Origin of the sequence: Cognaticolwellia aestuarii (assembly GCF_002000025.1) — a bacterium.
Classification (GTDB): domain Bacteria; phylum Pseudomonadota; class Gammaproteobacteria; order Enterobacterales; family Alteromonadaceae; genus Cognaticolwellia; species Cognaticolwellia aestuarii.
In genome coordinates, this window is the sequence record NZ_MUZV01000014.1 from 42,798 (window position 1) to 60,410 (window position 17,613).

General features: G+C 39.9%; 12 protein-coding genes and 1 other RNA gene. 5 read left to right on the forward strand and 8 right to left on the reverse strand.

Annotated features, from left to right (window positions below):
- Nucleotides 1–2: 2 nt before the first annotated feature.
- Both B0169_RS17140 and B0169_RS17145 read right to left on the reverse strand, forming a co-directional pair.
- Nucleotides 3–2,801 (reverse strand): serine/threonine-protein kinase, encoded by a 2,799-nt coding sequence (locus B0169_RS17140; RefSeq protein WP_143323589.1) that lies wholly within the window; start codon nucleotides 2,799–2,801, stop codon nucleotides 3–5.
- Between the two features lie 146 nt (nucleotides 2,802–2,947).
- Nucleotides 2,948–4,000, reverse strand: a complete 1,053-nt coding sequence (locus B0169_RS17145; protein ID WP_077288134.1) for an FHA domain-containing protein — start codon at nucleotides 3,998–4,000, stop codon at nucleotides 2,948–2,950.
- A 514-nt stretch (nucleotides 4,001–4,514) separates the two neighbouring features.
- Here B0169_RS17145 and putA point away from each other — a divergent pair.
- On the forward strand, nucleotides 4,515–8,339 hold the full coding sequence (gene putA, locus B0169_RS17150; RefSeq protein ID WP_077288135.1) for a bifunctional proline dehydrogenase/L-glutamate gamma-semialdehyde dehydrogenase PutA: 3,825 nt from the start codon (nucleotides 4,515–4,517) through the stop codon (nucleotides 8,337–8,339).
- Nucleotides 8,340–8,781: 442 nt separating this feature from the next.
- Here putA and B0169_RS17160 read toward each other — a convergent pair whose 3' ends face one another.
- The 4 genes from B0169_RS17160 to B0169_RS17175 form a co-directional block, all read right to left on the reverse strand.
- Nucleotides 8,782–9,195: a GFA family protein gene (locus B0169_RS17160; protein WP_077288157.1), complete on the reverse strand. Its 414-nt coding sequence runs from the start codon at nucleotides 9,193–9,195 to the stop codon at nucleotides 8,782–8,784.
- A 238-nt stretch (nucleotides 9,196–9,433) separates the two neighbouring features.
- Nucleotides 9,434–10,690 (reverse strand): NRAMP family divalent metal transporter, encoded by a 1,257-nt coding sequence (locus B0169_RS17165; RefSeq protein ID WP_077288137.1) that lies wholly within the window; start codon nucleotides 10,688–10,690, stop codon nucleotides 9,434–9,436.
- A gap of 88 nt (nucleotides 10,691–10,778) precedes the next feature.
- Nucleotides 10,779–11,414 carry a TetR/AcrR family transcriptional regulator gene (locus tag B0169_RS17170; RefSeq protein WP_077288138.1) on the reverse strand — a complete coding sequence of 212 codons (636 nt, stop codon included), beginning with the start codon at nucleotides 11,412–11,414 and terminating at the stop codon, nucleotides 10,779–10,781.
- Nucleotides 11,415–11,749: 335 nt separating this feature from the next.
- Nucleotides 11,750–12,337 (reverse strand): TetR/AcrR family transcriptional regulator, encoded by a 588-nt coding sequence (locus tag B0169_RS17175; RefSeq protein WP_077288158.1) that lies wholly within the window; start codon nucleotides 12,335–12,337, stop codon nucleotides 11,750–11,752.
- Nucleotides 12,338–12,448: 111 nt separating this feature from the next.
- On the opposite strand from B0169_RS17175, the gene B0169_RS17180 reads away from it, so the two are divergent.
- Complete coding sequence (locus B0169_RS17180) at nucleotides 12,449–12,991, forward strand: carboxymuconolactone decarboxylase family protein (RefSeq protein ID WP_077288139.1); 543 nt, start codon at nucleotides 12,449–12,451, stop codon at nucleotides 12,989–12,991.
- 244 nt (nucleotides 12,992–13,235) lie between these two features.
- Here the strand turns inward: B0169_RS17180 and rnpB are convergent.
- Nucleotides 13,236–13,657: RNase P RNA component class A (gene rnpB / locus B0169_RS17185), an RNA gene on the reverse strand.
- A 114-nt stretch (nucleotides 13,658–13,771) separates the two neighbouring features.
- On the opposite strand from rnpB, the gene B0169_RS17190 reads away from it, so the two are divergent.
- On the forward strand, nucleotides 13,772–14,425 hold the full coding sequence (locus tag B0169_RS17190; protein ID WP_235838621.1) for a glutathione S-transferase family protein: 654 nt from the start codon (nucleotides 13,772–13,774) through the stop codon (nucleotides 14,423–14,425).
- Nucleotides 14,426–14,428: 3 nt separating this feature from the next.
- On the opposite strand, the gene rsmI is transcribed toward B0169_RS17190, so the two are convergent.
- Nucleotides 14,429–15,280, reverse strand: coding sequence for a 16S rRNA (cytidine(1402)-2'-O)-methyltransferase (gene rsmI, locus B0169_RS17195; RefSeq protein WP_077288140.1), 852 nt, complete (start codon nucleotides 15,278–15,280; stop codon nucleotides 14,429–14,431).
- Between rsmI and B0169_RS17200 the strand changes: the two genes are divergently transcribed.
- On the forward strand, nucleotides 15,266–17,221 hold the full coding sequence (locus tag B0169_RS17200) for a penicillin-binding protein activator (protein ID WP_077288141.1): 1,956 nt from the start codon (nucleotides 15,266–15,268) through the stop codon (nucleotides 17,219–17,221). The genes rsmI and B0169_RS17200 overlap by 15 nt on opposite strands.
- Entirely contained in the window at nucleotides 17,208–17,582 is a 375-nt protein-coding gene (locus B0169_RS17205) for a YraN family protein (RefSeq protein ID WP_077288142.1), read from the forward strand. Before B0169_RS17200 ends, B0169_RS17205 begins: the two co-directional genes overlap by 14 nt.
- Nucleotides 17,583–17,613 lie beyond the last annotated feature (31 nt).

Genomic DNA, 17,613 nt, shown 5'->3' on the forward strand with positions numbered 1-17,613 from the left:
AACTACTCTGATATTAATCGAAGATATTCCTCATCGCTTGCTAAGTGCTCCAATAGAGGTGATGAAGTAATTTCGGCAATGGAATAGTTATTAGCAATAGCATATTTTAGGTAATTCAGTGCCGCTAATTTTATTTTTAAACGTGCATAAGCTGCAGCAATGAGAAAATTATCAGCACCTGTATCTTTTTGATCGATCCTTTTAGCATAAAGATATGTTTTCTCAACATTACCTATATTGGCATAATAATAAGCTAACGAAGCAATAGCATTTTTATTATTAGAGTTTAACTCAAAAGCTTTTTCAGCAAGCTCAATTGCTTGCTGAAAGGTCTCCGTATATTTAGGATTATTAGCAAAACGATATGCATCGGCTAAATTTCCCCATTTAATATAATCACTACCATTTAAGATGATCATCTGCTCATAGGCGTTTACCGCCTTATTAAAATCTTTTAAGATAAAATAGTAAGTACCAAGATTAGCAAAACCATCGGCATTCGGTTGAATTTCAAGTGATTTTTTTGCTGAAAAAATAGCCTGTTCAGTATCACCCAAAAGGTAGTGACAAGCACTAATATTGAGATGGGCAATATAGTTATTCGGTGCTTGTTGTGCCAGTACTTCAAAGTAACTAATCGCTTGCTGATAATCACCATTGCTATAATGAAAAAGCCCTAACTCTACTAATATCGCATTGTTGTTTGGCATTAAAGCATAGGCTTTCATCAATACTCGCTCTGCCTGAGTACCTTTGCCTAGCTGCATAAAAGCAAGCGAAAGACTGGTATAAGCCTTTAAAAATCGTGGTTGTAAAGCAATACTCTGCTTAAATAATTCTACCGCTTGGGCATATTCGCCTTGATTAAGTTTCAGCTCAGCTTGCAAATAACTTAGCAAAAGGTGATTAGCATCTATTTGCTGCAATTGCTCTACCGAACTTTCCATTTGCTTAAGAAAATGAGTATCTTTAAACTCAATAAAACTGCGTAACTGGGCTTCTGCTAACCCGACATAAGCATCGCCATAGTTAGGGTCGAGACTGATCGCTGCATTAAAAGCCGCCAATGCCTTAGCTATATTGTCTTCATGATCAAAGCGGTATAGGTAGCCTCGGCCAGCTAAGTAGTGTTTATAAGCACCGTCAAAGGCCGGTTTTTGCGCAGCAAATCGAGCGGTTAACTCCGCAGGTATTTGCCAACCGAGTAAGTTCATTACCTGTTGGCGTATTTCACTTTGCGCTGCGAATAAATTATTTGCATCTAAGGTCAGTTGAATAGACTTTAACTGCCGACCATCAGCGCCGTTCACTAAACTCAAATGCAAACTGCGGGTAGAGCCCATATGCTGAATGCTGCCAGTCACTATAGTATCAACACCATATTTATTATAAATTCCACTAACGCTCGGGTCGTCAAGTTGTCTAATTTCACTTGTTGGTAGTACCCAAGTGCTACCATCACCTTGCTGATAACCGACTTCCGCTAAATCACTACTGAGCATAGTCGCGACACCATCACTAAAAATTTGTAACACCGGATCGCCGCTAATATTATCGAACGGTAAAAAAGCAATTTTTTTTGCTTCCACCAGTTGCCGAGCAATCAACTCTTGCGTGCTGGGCGGGAATAAAACGCTGCGTACACTCCAACCTAAAACAGCGATTATCGGTAAAATAAATAAGCTTTGGGTCAGCCAATGTTGCTGCTGCCACCAATTTTTTTTCTCTCTCAGCTGCTGATCAATGCCGGCAAGATCTTGCGCTAACTCTTGCGCATTTTGATAACGTGCATCAGGCTTAGTTTGCAGTAACTTATCAACCACAGCGATGAGTTCGACTGGTACGCTAAGCTGGAGCGGTTTGCCGCCGGTTTCCGCAATATTTTTATCAACAAGTTTGCGCTCAACCTCACGTTCAGCGATAAGTTCGGCTAACGGGGTGTATTTTCCCTGCGTTATAGCGTCAGTAATTTGCGCCAAATTAAAACCTAAAAAAGGTTTAACACCGGCCAACATTTCATACAAAACAATGCCGAAAGAAAATAAGTCTGACCGCGCATCACCCATTTGCCCTTGAATTTGCTCCGGTGCCATATACTGTACAGAGCCTGTTATTGCTAATGATGACGATTTTTTATCGCTATTTTCATCGCCAACAATAGTGGCTACTAACGGTATTTTCGCTGGTGTTGACGCGGTTTTTAGTGCTGACTCTGGCGTTTGCTCTAGCTCGACACTTCTATTTGGCTCTAACAAGGCAGCAATGCCAAAATCGAGTATTTTAATCTGGCCATTTATATCGACCATAATATTTTGCGGTTTAATATCGCGGTGAATAACCTGTTGCTGATGGGCACAAGCAAGTGCCGCCACCATCTGCTTGGCATAATCAATAACGATATTTAGCGCCAAACCTTGTGGCGGAATAACAGCATTTAATGGCCGACCATTTACCCATTCCATAACAATAAAATTGCTATCGCCGTCACGAGCAATATCATAAATGGTCACTATATTAGGGTGATTTAGTTTAGAAATGGTTTTCGCTTCTGCCAGTATTAAAGCCTCTTGTGCATCACTAATACGCAGCATTTTAATCGCAACAAAGCGCTCTAAAGCCAGATCTTTAGCTTTATAAACAGCGCCCATGCCGCCTTTACCGAGAATATCGATAATTTTAAAGTGCGTCATACTGTTATGATTAACTTGCTGTGCTTGAGCCGCTTGTTCCTGCTCAGAAAGCAAGGTCACTTCGCTGCATTGAGTATCTGCAATGATGAGGGTGTCGTTATCTGGATTCACTTGATATTTTATATTCAGTTGATTATGTATTAATTCATTTTCATACCAAGTGTTATTGATATGCCCGAATTGAAGTTATTTTTATTTTTATTTAACTCAATATTATTGCATATCATTTCGCCAATACACGCATAATAATCAGTAACTTAATGAGCTCGTTGGCCAGCATAACTGGTGATATTTTGACTCATTTTATAACTATCGTTTGGCTCGACTTCCAGTAAACTTACTTGACGCGTATCACATTCCACTTTATCGCCTTTATGAATACAAAAAGACTTACTGGCTAAACGTAGCTTACCGGCATTGCGCTCTATAATGTTATTTGACTCACAAGCGTTATTTAGGGCATCAACGAACTGTTTACGAATACGGTAAATTTGTATATTTAAATGACTAGCATCTAGTCCTAAATCTTTCGCAAGGTGTTCGGCATATACCCAACCTTGTTCACTATCATCAAGACCTGCTTGCATATCTTTCGCACGTTGACGAGCAAGTGTTAGCATAAGGTAGTGATGACTACGTACTAATAAATCAATCTGCTCTTCGCCGCTTTGCATAACAACATGGGTGCTTTCTTCATCTAAACTGGTTTGAAATAAAAAACTTAATTCATCAAGCGAAGTTACACTAGGTCTGAGCAATTGTGTTTCAGCAATACTGCGGTTAATTTGTAGCTGCCATGTTAAGCCGTCAATATCTAAATACGCTTGATCATCAAGTTCACTGGCAGAAATTGGTTGATTCAAATTATCGTCAAGAATTTCTTGCCACCAAGAGTAGGTTTGGTTGTTATAGCTGAGGACGATATTTTGCGACTTTTGACTCGGTAATAAATGTAAATACTCTAATTGAATAGCATCGCTGTTATGCGCCACGGGAATCAAGCAATCACAAGGAGGGCTAACATCAAACACCTCAAATGCATTATTAGATTTACCTGCAAAGGTGATCACATCACCAACATTAAGCTGGGCAACTTGTTCACGAGATAATTTATTACCATTAAGCCAAGTACCATTACTACTGACATCACGCAGTAGCCAGTGCTGCTCATTCCATTCAATAAAAGCATGTATTTTAGAGATATATGCATCGCTGACGTAAGTATTAACTGAGCTTTTAAGTCGACCAAAGCTATGATGAGATTGCAGTAGGCAACGTTGTTGCGTTTGATTGTTAATTAAAACGGCCATCAGTTCCTCTTTTATGCTATCAGCGTTAATCCAACGTTTATTTAATCACGAGTAAAACAACAAGCACATTATGACAAGTTATCACTACTAAGCGACATTAAATAATGACGATATAATTAAAATGTTAAACCTTATTTTGCCTTATTTAGCTAAGCAATCAAGTACATTTGTCTAATGACAGTGACTTTTATTTTTTACAAGTATCAAGCATAGCATTAAAGATGACGTTAACTACGAATATGGCGTTGCGAAGAAAATAATGTCGCTATTTTTTCAATCTGAACCGCATTTTATTTGCTTTGAAAACACCGTTATTCAATTTTACAGATGTTAAATTTATTAACATCAAATACATTCTACTGCGGCATTAAACTTTAACGGCATTTTAAATGGCTTAAAAGACAAATTTAGCTAGCACATACGGTTAAGTTTTATTTAGAATGCACGAATTATTCTATTGTAACTTTCGCTAACTAGTAACAGGCTACTATTTAGTCATTTTGAGGAAAAGCATATGCTTTTTAATGGTTCGTTTATCACAGACTGCCCTATTCGTCAGAAAATTCGTGAGTTTTATCGTATTGATGAAAACATCGCAGTAGATCATATTCTCCCTCTAGCTGAAGTTAATGTCAGTGCTAGAAGCCGAGCTTGGGAAAGAGCTCGAAAAATGGTATTAAAAATTCGTCAAGACCAATCAGGTAATGGCGCAATAGATGCTTTATTAAATGAATACTCACTATCAAGTGAAGAAGGTGTAGTATTAATGTGTTTGGCCGAAGCCTTACTTCGAGTGCCAGACAAGCACACGCAAGATGCCCTCATTCGCGATAAAATATCGCAAGGCCAATGGAGCAGCCATTTGGGCAGCAGCGATTCTTTATTCGTGAATGCATCTTCTTGGGGCTTATTAATTACCGGCACTATGGTTAACTATGCTGATAAACGTAAACAAGACAGTTTGGGTTTATTGAAAAAAACCATTGGTCGTTTAGGTGAACCCGTTATTCGTAAATCAATGAACTATGCCATGAAAATTATGGGTAAACAGTTTGTTATGGGCGAGAGCATTACCGCAGCAACTGAGCGTGCCGCAGAGAAAGAGCAAAAAGGCTATGTTTATTCATACGACATGCTAGGCGAAGGCGCTCGCACCATGGCCGACGCTGACCGGTATTTAAAAGCCTATCAAGATGCGATAGAAGTTATCGGTAAAGTTGCCGTTGCTTCAGGTAAAAACGATCCACGTAAAGTACCAGGTATTTCCGTTAAACTTTCTGCTATTCATCCTCGCTATGAGTTTACCCACAAAACACGGGTAATGGCTGAAATTGTGCCAAAACTAAAAGCACTTTGTTTACAGGCGAAAAGTTATAACATTGGTTTAACCGTTGACGCTGAAGAGTCTGAACGGTTAGACATTTCACTTGATATTATTGAAGCGGTATTTAGTGATAATGAATTAGGCAATTGGGACGGTTTTGGTATCGCACTACAAGCTTATCAAAAACGTGCTATTTTTGTGGTCGATTGGCTACGAGAATTAACCGTTCGTGTTGACCGAAAAATGATGGTGCGTTTGGTAAAAGGTGCCTATTGGGATACCGAAATAAAAAATGCTCAAAAAGATGGCCATGCTCATTTTCCTGTTTTTACTCGTAAGTCATCAACCGATGTTTCTTATCATGCCTGCGCCAATAAACTATTAGAATACAGAGATACTATTTATCCACAATTTGCTACGCATAATGCTTATACCGCAGCAACTATTGTTGAACTGGCTGGCGATGATAAAGAAGGCTTTGAGTTCCAGTGCTTACATGGCATGGGCGATTCTTTGTACGATCAAATTGTAGCTGGTGAAAAAATTCAGTGTCGTATCTATGCGCCAGTAGGTCAACATGAGGACCTTTTAGCTTATTTAGTCCGTCGTTTATTAGAGAACGGCGCTAACTCTTCTTTTGTTAATGCCATTGTTGATGAGTCACAACCGGTTGAGTCATTACTGGGCGACCCTGTTGAAAAAACTCAACGCTTAAAAGATAAATACAACAATCAAATCATCAAGCCAATTGCTTTATACCATGACGCAAAAGGTTTAGGCCGTGATAATTCAAAGGGTTTAGATTTAACTGATATCAATGTTATTACCCCACTGAAAGCGTCATTAGATAATTGGTTTGTTGACAATTTGCTCAATAAAAATGATGTACCATCAGGCAGTGTTGCGGTGAAAAACCCAGCTAATCACAGTGAAATTATTGGCTTTCATCAGCACCATAACAAAGCCGACATGTTAGCGATGATTGACGTTGCTGAAACTGCCTTTCCTTCATGGTCAGCCACGCCAGTCGTTGAACGAGCAGCTTTACTGTGTCGTGTTGCTGATATTCTTGAGCGTCATACTGACGAGTTGATCGCGTTATGCATTAAAGAAGCCGGTAAAATAGCACAAGACGGTATTGATGAAGTCAGAGAAGCGGTTGACTTTTGTCGCTACTATGCTGAAAAAGCCGTTGAAATTGCCGCCGATGAACGTTTAGAAGCCCGTGGCGTTATCTTATGTATTAGTCCATGGAATTTCCCGCTAGCAATATTTTTAGGTCAAGTTGCCGCCGCTATTGCTACCGGTAATACTGTATTAGCAAAACCAGCTGAACAAACCAGCTTAATTGCTTTACGCACCATTGATTTAATGAAGTCAGTAGGCTTACCTGAAGGTGTTGTGCAAGCCGTTATTGCCCGTGGTAGCGAAGTGGGTAGCGTGATCATTCCTGATGAACGCATTCAAACGGTGATGTTTACTGGCTCAACACAAACCGGTACGCTAATTTCACAAACCTTAGCTGAGCGTGGTGGCGATCAAGTGCCATTAATTGCCGAAACCGGTGGTCAAAACTGTATGATAGTTGACTCAACCGCTTTACCAGAACAAGTCGTTGATGATGTTATTTCTTCAGGCTTTCAATCAGCAGGTCAACGTTGTTCAGCGCTGCGCGTACTATTTTTACAAGAAGATATTGCTGATGACGTGATCACTATGCTCAAAGGCGCCTTAGCTGAGTTGCATGTAGGTAACCCTGCAAAACTAAGCACTGATATCGGCCCGGTGATTGATCAAAAAGCACTAGACGCTCTGAATGCTCACAGCGACTACATGCAAAACCACGGTAAATTGTTATACCAATGCTCGATTGCTGATGACGTGACTGATAATGAACATTTCTTTTTCGCACCACGCCTGTATGAAATTAACGATATTAGCGTACTTAAGCAGGAAGTTTTTGGTCCTTGTGTGCATGTTGTGCGCTTTAAAGGTAACGAAATAGAAGCGGTTATTGATAAAATTAATGGCACGGGCTTTGGCTTAACAATGGGCATTCATACCCGTATTGAGCATCGCGCCTTTGATTTAGCTAAACTTTCACGTGCTGGTAATGTTTATATTAACCGTAATATGATCGGCGCGATTGTTGGTGTTCAGCCTTTTGGTGGCCGCGGCCTTTCAGGTACTGGACCCAAAGCAGGTGGACCGAATTATTTAACCCGTTTAGTGATAGAAAAAGCAACGCCAGATGCCGAGCAATTTAACTTATTACCTTCGCAAGTAGAAGCATTAGATGGTGATGTGCAATCAGAAAACGAAGCTATTTTATTCATGGATAAGGCCAATGCAGCAGAAAAAGCTTGGCGCTTAACCGAGTTAAATACTCGCCTTTCTTGTGTGCGACAATTGTTAGCAAAAATTGCCCACGTTGATATTGTTGATGACTTAGCCGACGATTTAAATCGCACCTTGAAATCAGCACGATCACAGTTGATTGATATTGAAAAACGCATGAAAAAGCCAACATTTTTACCCGGGCCAACGGGCGAGTCAAACGTGCTTTATTTAGAAAATCGCGGCAATATTATCTGTTTTGCTGACTCTACGGTTAGCTTTCACTTCTGGGTACTTTCGATTGTAACGGCATTGGCAACCGGTAATACCGTTATTAGTGTGGTATCTGACTTGTATTATGACGAAGCTATCGCCTTTAGAGATAAATTCCTCTCGACAGTCGCTGATGCTGGTGTTTTCCAAGTTGCTCGCTTACGTCACTTATCAACGATGTTAACGCACCCAGCGTTATCAGGCGTTGTAGTAGACAGTAACTGTGATCGTAAACATTATATCAGTGAAAAATTAGCTGAACGTCAAGGCGCAATATTACCGGTGATCAGCTCTGAATATTTTGATAGTTTGATCCAACGATTATTAACAGAAAAAACCGTCAGTATTGATACTACCGCTTCTGGTGGTAATACGTCATTAATGACTTTGGTTGAAGAAGATTAGCTGCTAAGTCCATTAAGCAGAACGTTGTAACTAAAAACGGGCATCAGTAGATGCCCGTTTTTCATTACGGGTTGAATGACCTTTTGAAATTTCGCTGTAAAATTCGTTAGCGAGTAAACACCCCCTAAATACCCCTGTTTATTCATGCCCTTTTCACAGTAAAGGCCTGATTATACCCAAACCATTTGAAAATGCAGGATTCAGCAAGTCGAAAAAGGGTTAGCACCAAGGCATTGATTGAAAGGAATGGTTGTTCCATTGTCGAAATCAATAACGCCGGAGATGACCCTTTGTCGCCTTGCCCTGCGGGAGCTAAGCTAGAAAATCAGTGCAGCGTTGCAGCACTTGATAAGGGAATAACCATTATCAGCGTGCTGTGCCTTGCGCTGATTTCCTAGCTTAACTCTGAAACTGCATTTTCAAGTGGTTTGGGTATATGTGACTACTTCATCGGTATCGTATCGTACATAGGAATATCGGCAATATCTTTTAACCAGGGAACAGCTGAACGACACCAAATTTGATTTTTTGGCGTTAATAAATTACGTTGCTCAATACAACCCGCTCTGATGCCATACACTCTATTTAATGGCTCAACTGAAGTGGCATAAAGTGCACTACCACAATTTGCACAAAACCCTTGCGCTCGTTGATTGCCGCTTTCAGCAATTTTAATATACTCTTTCACCTGACCCTTAGTAAACTTAACTCCGTCAGGCTCAGATACCACAACACTTCTAAATGCTGTTCCTGATAACTTTTGGCAATCAAGACAGTGGCAAACAATCACTTTATTTTCGTCAACTTCAGCTTCAAATTCTATTTCGCCGCAATGGCAGCCACCGTTAATTTGCATCATGCTTCTTCTCTCTTGTATTAAATATGGCTAAAAACAACCTTGTTTATTCATCATCTTTCATGACTAATTGTTTGTTAACAATAGCTTGTAAATAGCCCCGCTAAATTGACAAATTAAGCTAGTTGGCTAACAAGCACGTTAAATATAGGCTAATAAAATGTGTTGCGCTCAATAACGTGAGCGCTTGAACACAGGCTTTTTTCAGTTATAAAAACCGGAACGCTTTAGCATGATATTAAGATAAAAATTTCCACCACAAAAAGAAGCCGCTAAATAAGGTCAGCACGGTCAAACATACTAAAGTATATACTTTAAACCAGCCTTGCGGCTTTTGCGTTTGACAAACATCAGCCCCCATCATCACCTTATAATTTAGCCAAGCGTAAATTGGCGCACTAACAAAAGAAACCGTGGTAACAAAATCAAGCAGCGCTTTAATGTCAGCACTGAAGTCACTAATAATCCACCAGCTCCCCACCGCTAGCACTAATAACGAGCCAATATAAATTTTGTTTGCTCTTTTGTCTGTAGCCTCACTTTGTTCATTGCTAGCAAGCAAAGCAGCACGTCGCCATACTTGTGGAAAGCCATCAGCTACCGCAAAAGTAGTTGAGAATAACGCAATAAAGGTGACAAGAGCCATCAGCAACCAACTCCAATCACCTAAAGCTTTACTATAAATTCCTACTAATTGCCCCGCGAAAGCTGCCGCTGATTTAGCAAAGCCTTCTCCTTGGCCAAACATTAATAGCGCCCCTAACCATAAGAATATAATTGCTAGTAAAAAACTCGTTAAGTAACCAATATTAAAATCTAAAGTCGCATTTTTAGCTGATGATTTACCTGGTTTTTCAACACGTGATGTGGTCCAAATAGAGTGCCAAACCGACACTTCAATAGCCGTCGGCATCCAACCAATTAGCGCAACAATAAAGGCAATACTCGCAGCAGAGGTTAATGAAATAACCGGCGCTTCAGCTGAAGGGCTAAACCCTAAGCGATTAACCGCTGCAAACCATGCAATAATGCTCGATATAACTAAAATAAGCATCATCCACTTAAGTAAAGAACTCAATAATTTATAGTGGCCAATAATTAATACCGCGCAAACAATAACTAAGGTTAGCGCCGCCCACTGCGATAGTGAAAGCACATCACCAAACAGGTTCATTGCTAGTGCTGATGTCACTATCGTGACACCCGATTGAACAAAAAACATCGTGACAAAGGTTAAAAATAAAAACAAATAAAATGCCCAATTACCGACACTTTTATAACCATCAAGTAAGCTTTTTCCGGTAAGCCCTGCGTATTTAGGGCCGAATAAAAAAAATGGATACTTAACCACATGCGCAAGGATAATAAAGCCTAACAGGGCAAAGCCAAAGTCAGCGCCAGCACGTGTTGCTTGAACAATATGAGAAACACCAATACTGGTGGCAGCCCAGACAATACCAGGACCTAATAACGCGAATATTTTAGTAAATTTCATAGTAGCTCTAAGGTGAATATTGATTCGCAATAACTTAATGTCTCCGATTAGCTTTTGCAAACTATTTTCGGCAAATAGTACTAATTGACTATATTGATTCTAGTTTTAGATAGGGTAGTAAAATTTTGGGTAGCTCAAGCGTCAACTCTTCAGCGCTGGCGTTAGTTGCAATAGCAGGTGTTAATGAAGGGTAAAGCACCTTGTCTAACAAACTGGTGATCATCATAAAGATAACCATATCAGCAGCTTTGCGTGGTTCAGCCACCTTGATTTCAGTATCAAACTTTAACAATACAGCAGCTAATCGGCGGTATATTGCTCGACGATCAACAAGCTCATCTGAGTCGAGTAATGATGAATGTAATCGTGAATTTAAATGTAAGGTGCGAAAAATACTTTTCCGAGAAACTAAAAAATTATAAACCTCTACTGAAAGTTGCTCTACTGCTGCTGTCAGATCACTATATTGATTAAGTTCAAGGCGGCCAACCCATTGTAAAAGATCATCACCAAAGTCCTGATAGAGCAATGGCAATAGCGACTCTTTATCCTTAAAACGACGATAGAAAGTTCCTACCGAAACCCCTGCACGCTCAGCTAGCTCTTTAATAGAAATATGCTCAAAGAACTTATCTTGCAAGCATAAATGTAACGAAGCAATCAGCTTACGCTGAGTATCTTGGCTTCTTTGCTGCTTTGGTTTAAAGACATTTTTACTTGGCATGATTATAATGTTCAGTCTGCTTGTAACGGACTAAATGATGCTGTTTTTAATCAAGAACAGCAATATAAAAATTAATCTTTTACATTCAAAAGTAATTCTAAACAATAAAGTACATTGAAACTCAACAACCTTTGGCGTAATGATTTATTGTGCAGCTAGGTTTGCTGTAAAAACAGAATGCTACGATGGGTTTCATAACTTGGCCTTGTGTTTCAATTTTTGAAAGTCAAATAAACTGGCTCATTGCCCTACGGAAACTTCTCTTTCGGGTGCTACTTGTATGATACGTTAGCTTTATTCTTTAACTTATCTTTATAACAATACTGTTAATATATTTATAACGTTTTCATTAGCATAAACATTTGATTAATCATGGGTTGAGCTAATTTATCTACATTAGGGCGATTAAAATAACCGCGTAAACCGGTAAATTGCACCTGAAAAAAGCGGGCATATTCAAGGCCAGTAAGCGTATTATTTAATTCACCGTTGTTGATCGCTTGTTCGAATAACTGGGTTAAATAGCTTTCAAATTCAGCCGCTAACTCTACACTTAAAGTGTATAACCTTGAGTGCTTTTCAGAAAACTCACTGTTGGCTTTAACCAACATACAAATAGCACTTGGGCAACAATCTTTTGTTTCAATGACAACATTTTCTACAAAAGCACGTAAGCCACCAAGCACCGAATCAGCGCTTGATAAAAAGCCTTCTATCTGACTTTTCATTTGTACGGTGTAATCTTTTAATGACTCACTGTATAACCCTTCTTTAGAGCCAAATGCGGCGTAAATACTACCTGGGCGCATATTAACGGCTTCTTGTAAGTCGCGCGTTGATGTTGCATAAAAACCCTTTTGCCAAAATAGCTGACTAGCAACGCGAATGACATTATCGCGTTCAAATCTAATTTTATTAACCATATTATTGCCAATCAACTTGAACATTCGCTCAATTTTAACTTGAGCAGTCGCTCAAAATCAAATACTATGTGCAACAAGCTAGTTAAACTTAATTAATTATTGGAGCTAAACATGACAGAATTTACTTTATACACAGCAGAAAACGCACCTGAAGAAGCAAAACCTTTAATGGCTGATTCAGTCGCGGCATTTGGTATGTTACCCAACTTACACGCCGTAATGGCTGAAGCACCAACATTGCTTAAAGGCTATCAAGTGCTGCATGATTTATTTCAAAAAACATCATTCAATGCTGAAGAGCTTACCGTGGTATGGCAGTCAATTAACGTTGAACATAACTGTCACTACTGCGTACCAGCGCATAGCGCAATTGCAGCTTCTATGAATGTTGACCAAGCTATTGTTGATGCACTGGTCAACAAAACACCACTGGCGAACCCTAAATTAGAAGTGCTACGTGAAACAACATTAGCGATGACACGCGAGCGTGGCGTTATCAGCAACGAACAAATTGAGGCGTTTTTTGCAGCAGGTTACGCTAAACAGCAATTACTTGAGATTATTGTCGGTTTATCGCAAAAAGTGATGAGTAACTACACTAATCACCTTGCTGATACTCCCGTAGATGCACCATTTAAAAAATTCATCAAATAAATATGAATTCATCAATTATAAATATTGCTAAGCATCTCGACATTAAAGCAATTCAAAAGAGTTGAAGACAAATAATGCTACGTAAAATATATACCGCGACTTTAGCGTGAACAACTTAATATAGAATGCAAAAGCAAGTGCAACATAGTGAGTCGCAGAGTACTTTTTTAACGAAATGATTTTATTTGAAGAGATTTTAGAAAGCCGCTTAACTATCGATTAGATAATCAAGCGGCATCTAAAATTGGTGAGATTGACGCATAAGCCGGGTTTTGTATCTCTTCCGAAGAAAAGTGACAATCATTCGTCTAGGCTATAAATCGCTCTATAGCTCAAGCAACCTACCCGGTTTCCACGCGAGCCACGCTTATACTATGCTAATTTGCATTAACCTAGTCATGAAACCCTATTTGGTCTTGCTCCGGGTGGAGTTTACCCTGCAATTACTGTTACCAGCAATCCGGTGCGCTCTTACCGCACCCTTTCAGCCTTACCTGTGAGGTTCCTAAGAACAACCATCGGCGGTCTTCTCTCTGCTGCACTTGTCGTCGGCTCACGCCGCCCAGGCGTTACCTGGCACCCTGCTCATTGGAGCCCGGACTTTCCTCCCCCCCATCTGTCTACCCGAAGGCACAACGATGAAGCAGCGATTGTCTCGTCAACTCGGCGCGCATTCTACCCCAAATCAACACTAAGGTCTATTTACTAAAGGCGAAATTAAATATCGTCGACATGCATCTGCTGTTATAGTAATTTCAAAACATAAAATGGAGCGTATTTATGATAGAACTTTGGCATTGCCATAATACCCGTTCACTGCGTGCCTTATGGGCTTTAAAAGAAATGCAGCTTGAATATAAACTACACTCATTGCCCTTCCCGCCGCGCTTTTTAGCAAAAGAATATTTAGCAATTAATCCGTTAGGTACTGTGCCATTCTTAAAAGATGGTGACACTACGCTAACCGAGTCGAGTGCTATGCTGCTATATCTCGCTGAACGCTATCCCCATCATGACTTAAGCGTACCAGTAACACACCCGGAATATGGCAATTATTTGAATTGGCTATTTACTAGTGATGCCACACTGACTTTTCCACAAACCTTAGTGTTAAGGTACAGCCAATTTGAGCAACCTGAACGCCAACAATCACAAGTGGTTAAAGACTATGCCATTTGGTTTTTAGCACGTTTGAAGCGCTTAAATGCTCATTTAGAAAACAAAGATTATCTGATTGATGATAAATTTACCGTTGCGGATATCAGCATAGGCTATGCACTTTATTTAGGCGAGCTATTGGGTTTAGCCAAGCAGTACCAGCCACAAACACAGGCTTATTTGCAAAGGCTGAAAAACAGAGCGGGCTTTATGGCAGTTAAAGATATTGGCCAAGACATCAGTAATTACACCATAAAGCCGGTAGCAATAAGCTAGCTGTTAATCTTTCATGGCAAGTGCGTAGTCATACAGAGCATTTTTCTTCACGCCATGAATTTCAGCCGCTATGGCACAGGCCCTTTTAGGCTTCATTTCAGTTAACAGCAACTTCAATGTTGCAATAACATGAGCAGGAATGTCATTAGGGTCAACTTTTTTCCCCTCGATAATTAGTACCATTTCACCTTTAAGCTGATTGGGATCCGCCTGTAAAAAAGCTAATAAATTTTCAGCTGTGTCAGAGTGAATAGTTTCGAATGTTTTGGTTAACTCACGCGCCATCACCACATAGCGTTCACCGCCAAGCGTTTTTACAATATCTTCGACGGTATCAATAGCGCGACGCGGTGCATCATAAAACACTAAAGTGCGAGTTTCGTTAGCCAACTCATTTAATGTTGCTTGTCTTGCACCTGATTTTGACGGTAAAAAACCTTCAAAAGCAAAGCGGTCTGTTGGCAGTCCTGCAACAGATAACGCAGCTATAGCAGCGCATGCGCCTGGAATTGGCGAAACACTTAAACCTTGATGACGACAATGACGTACAAGATGGAAACCCGGATCACTGATCAATGGCGTACCGGCATCTGACACTAAAGCAATACTCTTGCCTTCCTTTAATAAAGTAGCAATTTGTTCTTGGCGTTGACGTTCATTATGGTCATGCATCGACATGGTTTTATTTTTAATAGCAAATGCTGACAACAAACGTTGAGTATGCCGAGTATCTTCGCAGGCAATAATATCAACCTGTTCGAGTATGTCTCGCGCCCGTTGACTGATGTCACCAAGGTTACCGATGGGTGTGGCAACTATATACAAGGTGCTAGGCTGAATTTGAGAATCGGACATTTTAAAAATACTTGTGTTGAGACTGAAGTGGATGAAGTTTATTATAAAGCACTATTAAAAAGTATGGATTTATTAACTTTGACACTCACTAAATGGTTTTCATCTCATAAAAGTGGCTTATTTGCGCTAGCAACGGTCGCTATTTTGACGAGTTGTACGACAACTCAGCCCAATAAACCAACAACGTCAGCAGTAAAAAAAACCAATGTTAGCCAAACACTTGAAACCGTGTTGACGGCAAAGCAACTTGTGGCAAATGCATCAATACAGATGTCGTCAAACGAAAATGACGCTGCGGTGACTTCGTTACTAACGGCCAGTGAGCTATATTTAACCGAAGCTAAACCACACCAAGCGCTTTGGTTAGTAAAACAACTAAATGCTTTAGCTGAAATTCCACAACAGCAATATCAATTAGCAATAATAGAAGCGAAAAGCTTATTGGCTTTAGATAGACTGCAGAAAGCTTATCAAGCGTTGCAGAGCGCTAACGTCATCAAAGAACAGTTTCAGCTTACTCATGGCCTTGGCTATTATCAAACTCTCGCAAAAGTACAAAGTAGCAGAAATTTACCCATTGCCGCGCTTGAGGCAAATTTAAGTGCATTTGCACAAAATTCAGCGGCAAACAATGATGATATTGAACTGATTTGGCAGCAACTTTGCCAGTTGTCACCTTGGCAACATCAACAACTCGTAAAGATGTCCCCGCCGAATATTAAAGGTTGGAGCAAGCTACTCACTTTTGCCAATAAATTTGGTGATGACGACACACGCTTCAAGCGTTACTTGAGTCAATGGCAAAGAGAATTTAAAACACATCCCGCACAGCATATTGTTACCAACTTAAGTCAATATGAACCAATACTAAGTAATGAGTTTGAGCATGTTGCTGTTATTATTCCTTTGTCAGGTAAGCAAGAGCGTGCTGGTAAAGTGGCGCAACAAGGCATACTTGCAGCATACAATGCCAGTAGCGGTAAAACATTGCATTTTATTGATTCAACAACGTTGGATATGACCACGTTACATAGCAAGCTAACCGAGCTCAATATAGACTATGTTATAGGGCCATTATTAAAAGAGAATGTGACAAGCTATTTAGCACAAACAGAAATAACATTACCCACGTTATTACTTAATTTACCTGCTGGTATTAACTTACTACCCCACCAGGTTGCTTTATCAATGCGACCAGAAGATGAGGCAATACAAGCGGCAACAACACTGAGCCGCCAACATTACCAGCACCCTCTTATTTTGAGCCACCAAGATAATGCCAGCCGTCGTATTGCGCAAACATTTAGCCAACAATGGCAGCATATTACTGGTCAAGCGCCAGAAATGGTGTTTTTTAATAACGATGCAAAAATGCAAAATCAACTGCAAGCTAGTCTTGGCGTAGACCTTAGCCAACAAAGAACCAAAGAACTCAATAGGCGAATTAAATATTCAATTAAGAGCGAACTGCGTAACCGTCGCGATGTTGATATGATTTACGTGGTGGGTTTACCACTAGAAACCAAATTATTAAAGCCCTATATTGACGTCAACATCAGCCCATTTGCTGATTTAATTCCGGTGTATGCTAGTTCTCGCAGCCACAGCACTAAAATAGATAAAAGTGATAATCGTGACTTATCAGGTTTGATCTTCACTGAAATGCCTTGGCAGTTAAAAAGTAAACTACAAAATAAAGCTTTAGTAGCACAAGCAAAAAAATTATGGCCCAACCGCAGTGATAGCTTACAAACCATATTTGCCATGGGTTTTGATAGTTTAGCCTTAGTCGATAAAATTTCTGCCATGCAGAATAAAACTTATGTCCGCCATTATGGTCAAACCGGCATATTACAACTTGGCGATGACAATATTTTGAAGCGTAGCCTAATTTGGGGTAAATATAGCCGCAGTAAGGTACAAGAAATTGCTATGGAATAATAAAGCCAGTACGGTCACCACAGGTAAAAATAGTGAGCAACTAGCCGCCCACTATTTAGCCCAGCAGGGGTTATTATTACAAATCTGTAATTTTCAAAACCGCGCTGGTGAAATTGATTTAATTATGACCGAGCATGACACTTGGGTATTTGTTGAAGTGAAATATCGCAAAAATTCACACTTTGGTGGTGCTTTAGCAGCCGTATCGGTAAAAAAACAGCAAAAAATTAAACAATGTGCAGCATTTTACCTGCAACAAGCAGGATTAAATGAATATAATACCCCCTGCCGATTCGATGTTATCGCCATGCAGGGTGATATTAATAACCCAGAAATTACTTGGCTTAAAAATGCCTTTTAATCAATGCCTTTAAGAAATAAGACAACGGAGC

Coding starts and splice junctions, on each gene's coding strand:
- B0169_RS17145 (WP_077288134.1), bottom strand. CDS start 4,000: ATGGCCGTTTTAATTAACAATCAAACGCAACAACGTTGCCTACTGCAA.
- putA (WP_077288135.1), top strand. CDS start 4,515: ATGCTTTTTAATGGTTCGTTTATCACAGACTGCCCTATTCGTCAGAAA.
- B0169_RS17160 (WP_077288157.1), bottom strand. CDS start 9,195: ATGCAAATTAACGGTGGCTGCCATTGCGGCGAAATAGAATTTGAAGCT.
- B0169_RS17165 (WP_077288137.1), bottom strand. CDS start 10,690: ATGAAATTTACTAAAATATTCGCGTTATTAGGTCCTGGTATTGTCTGG.
- B0169_RS17170 (WP_077288138.1), bottom strand. CDS start 11,414: ATGCCAAGTAAAAATGTCTTTAAACCAAAGCAGCAAAGAAGCCAAGAT.
- B0169_RS17175 (WP_077288158.1), bottom strand. CDS start 12,337: ATGGTTAATAAAATTAGATTTGAACGCGATAATGTCATTCGCGTTGCT.
- B0169_RS17180 (WP_077288139.1), top strand. CDS start 12,449: ATGACAGAATTTACTTTATACACAGCAGAAAACGCACCTGAAGAAGCA.
- B0169_RS17190 (WP_235838621.1), top strand. CDS start 13,772: ATGATAGAACTTTGGCATTGCCATAATACCCGTTCACTGCGTGCCTTA.
- rsmI (WP_077288140.1), bottom strand. CDS start 15,280: ATGTCCGATTCTCAAATTCAGCCTAGCACCTTGTATATAGTTGCCACA.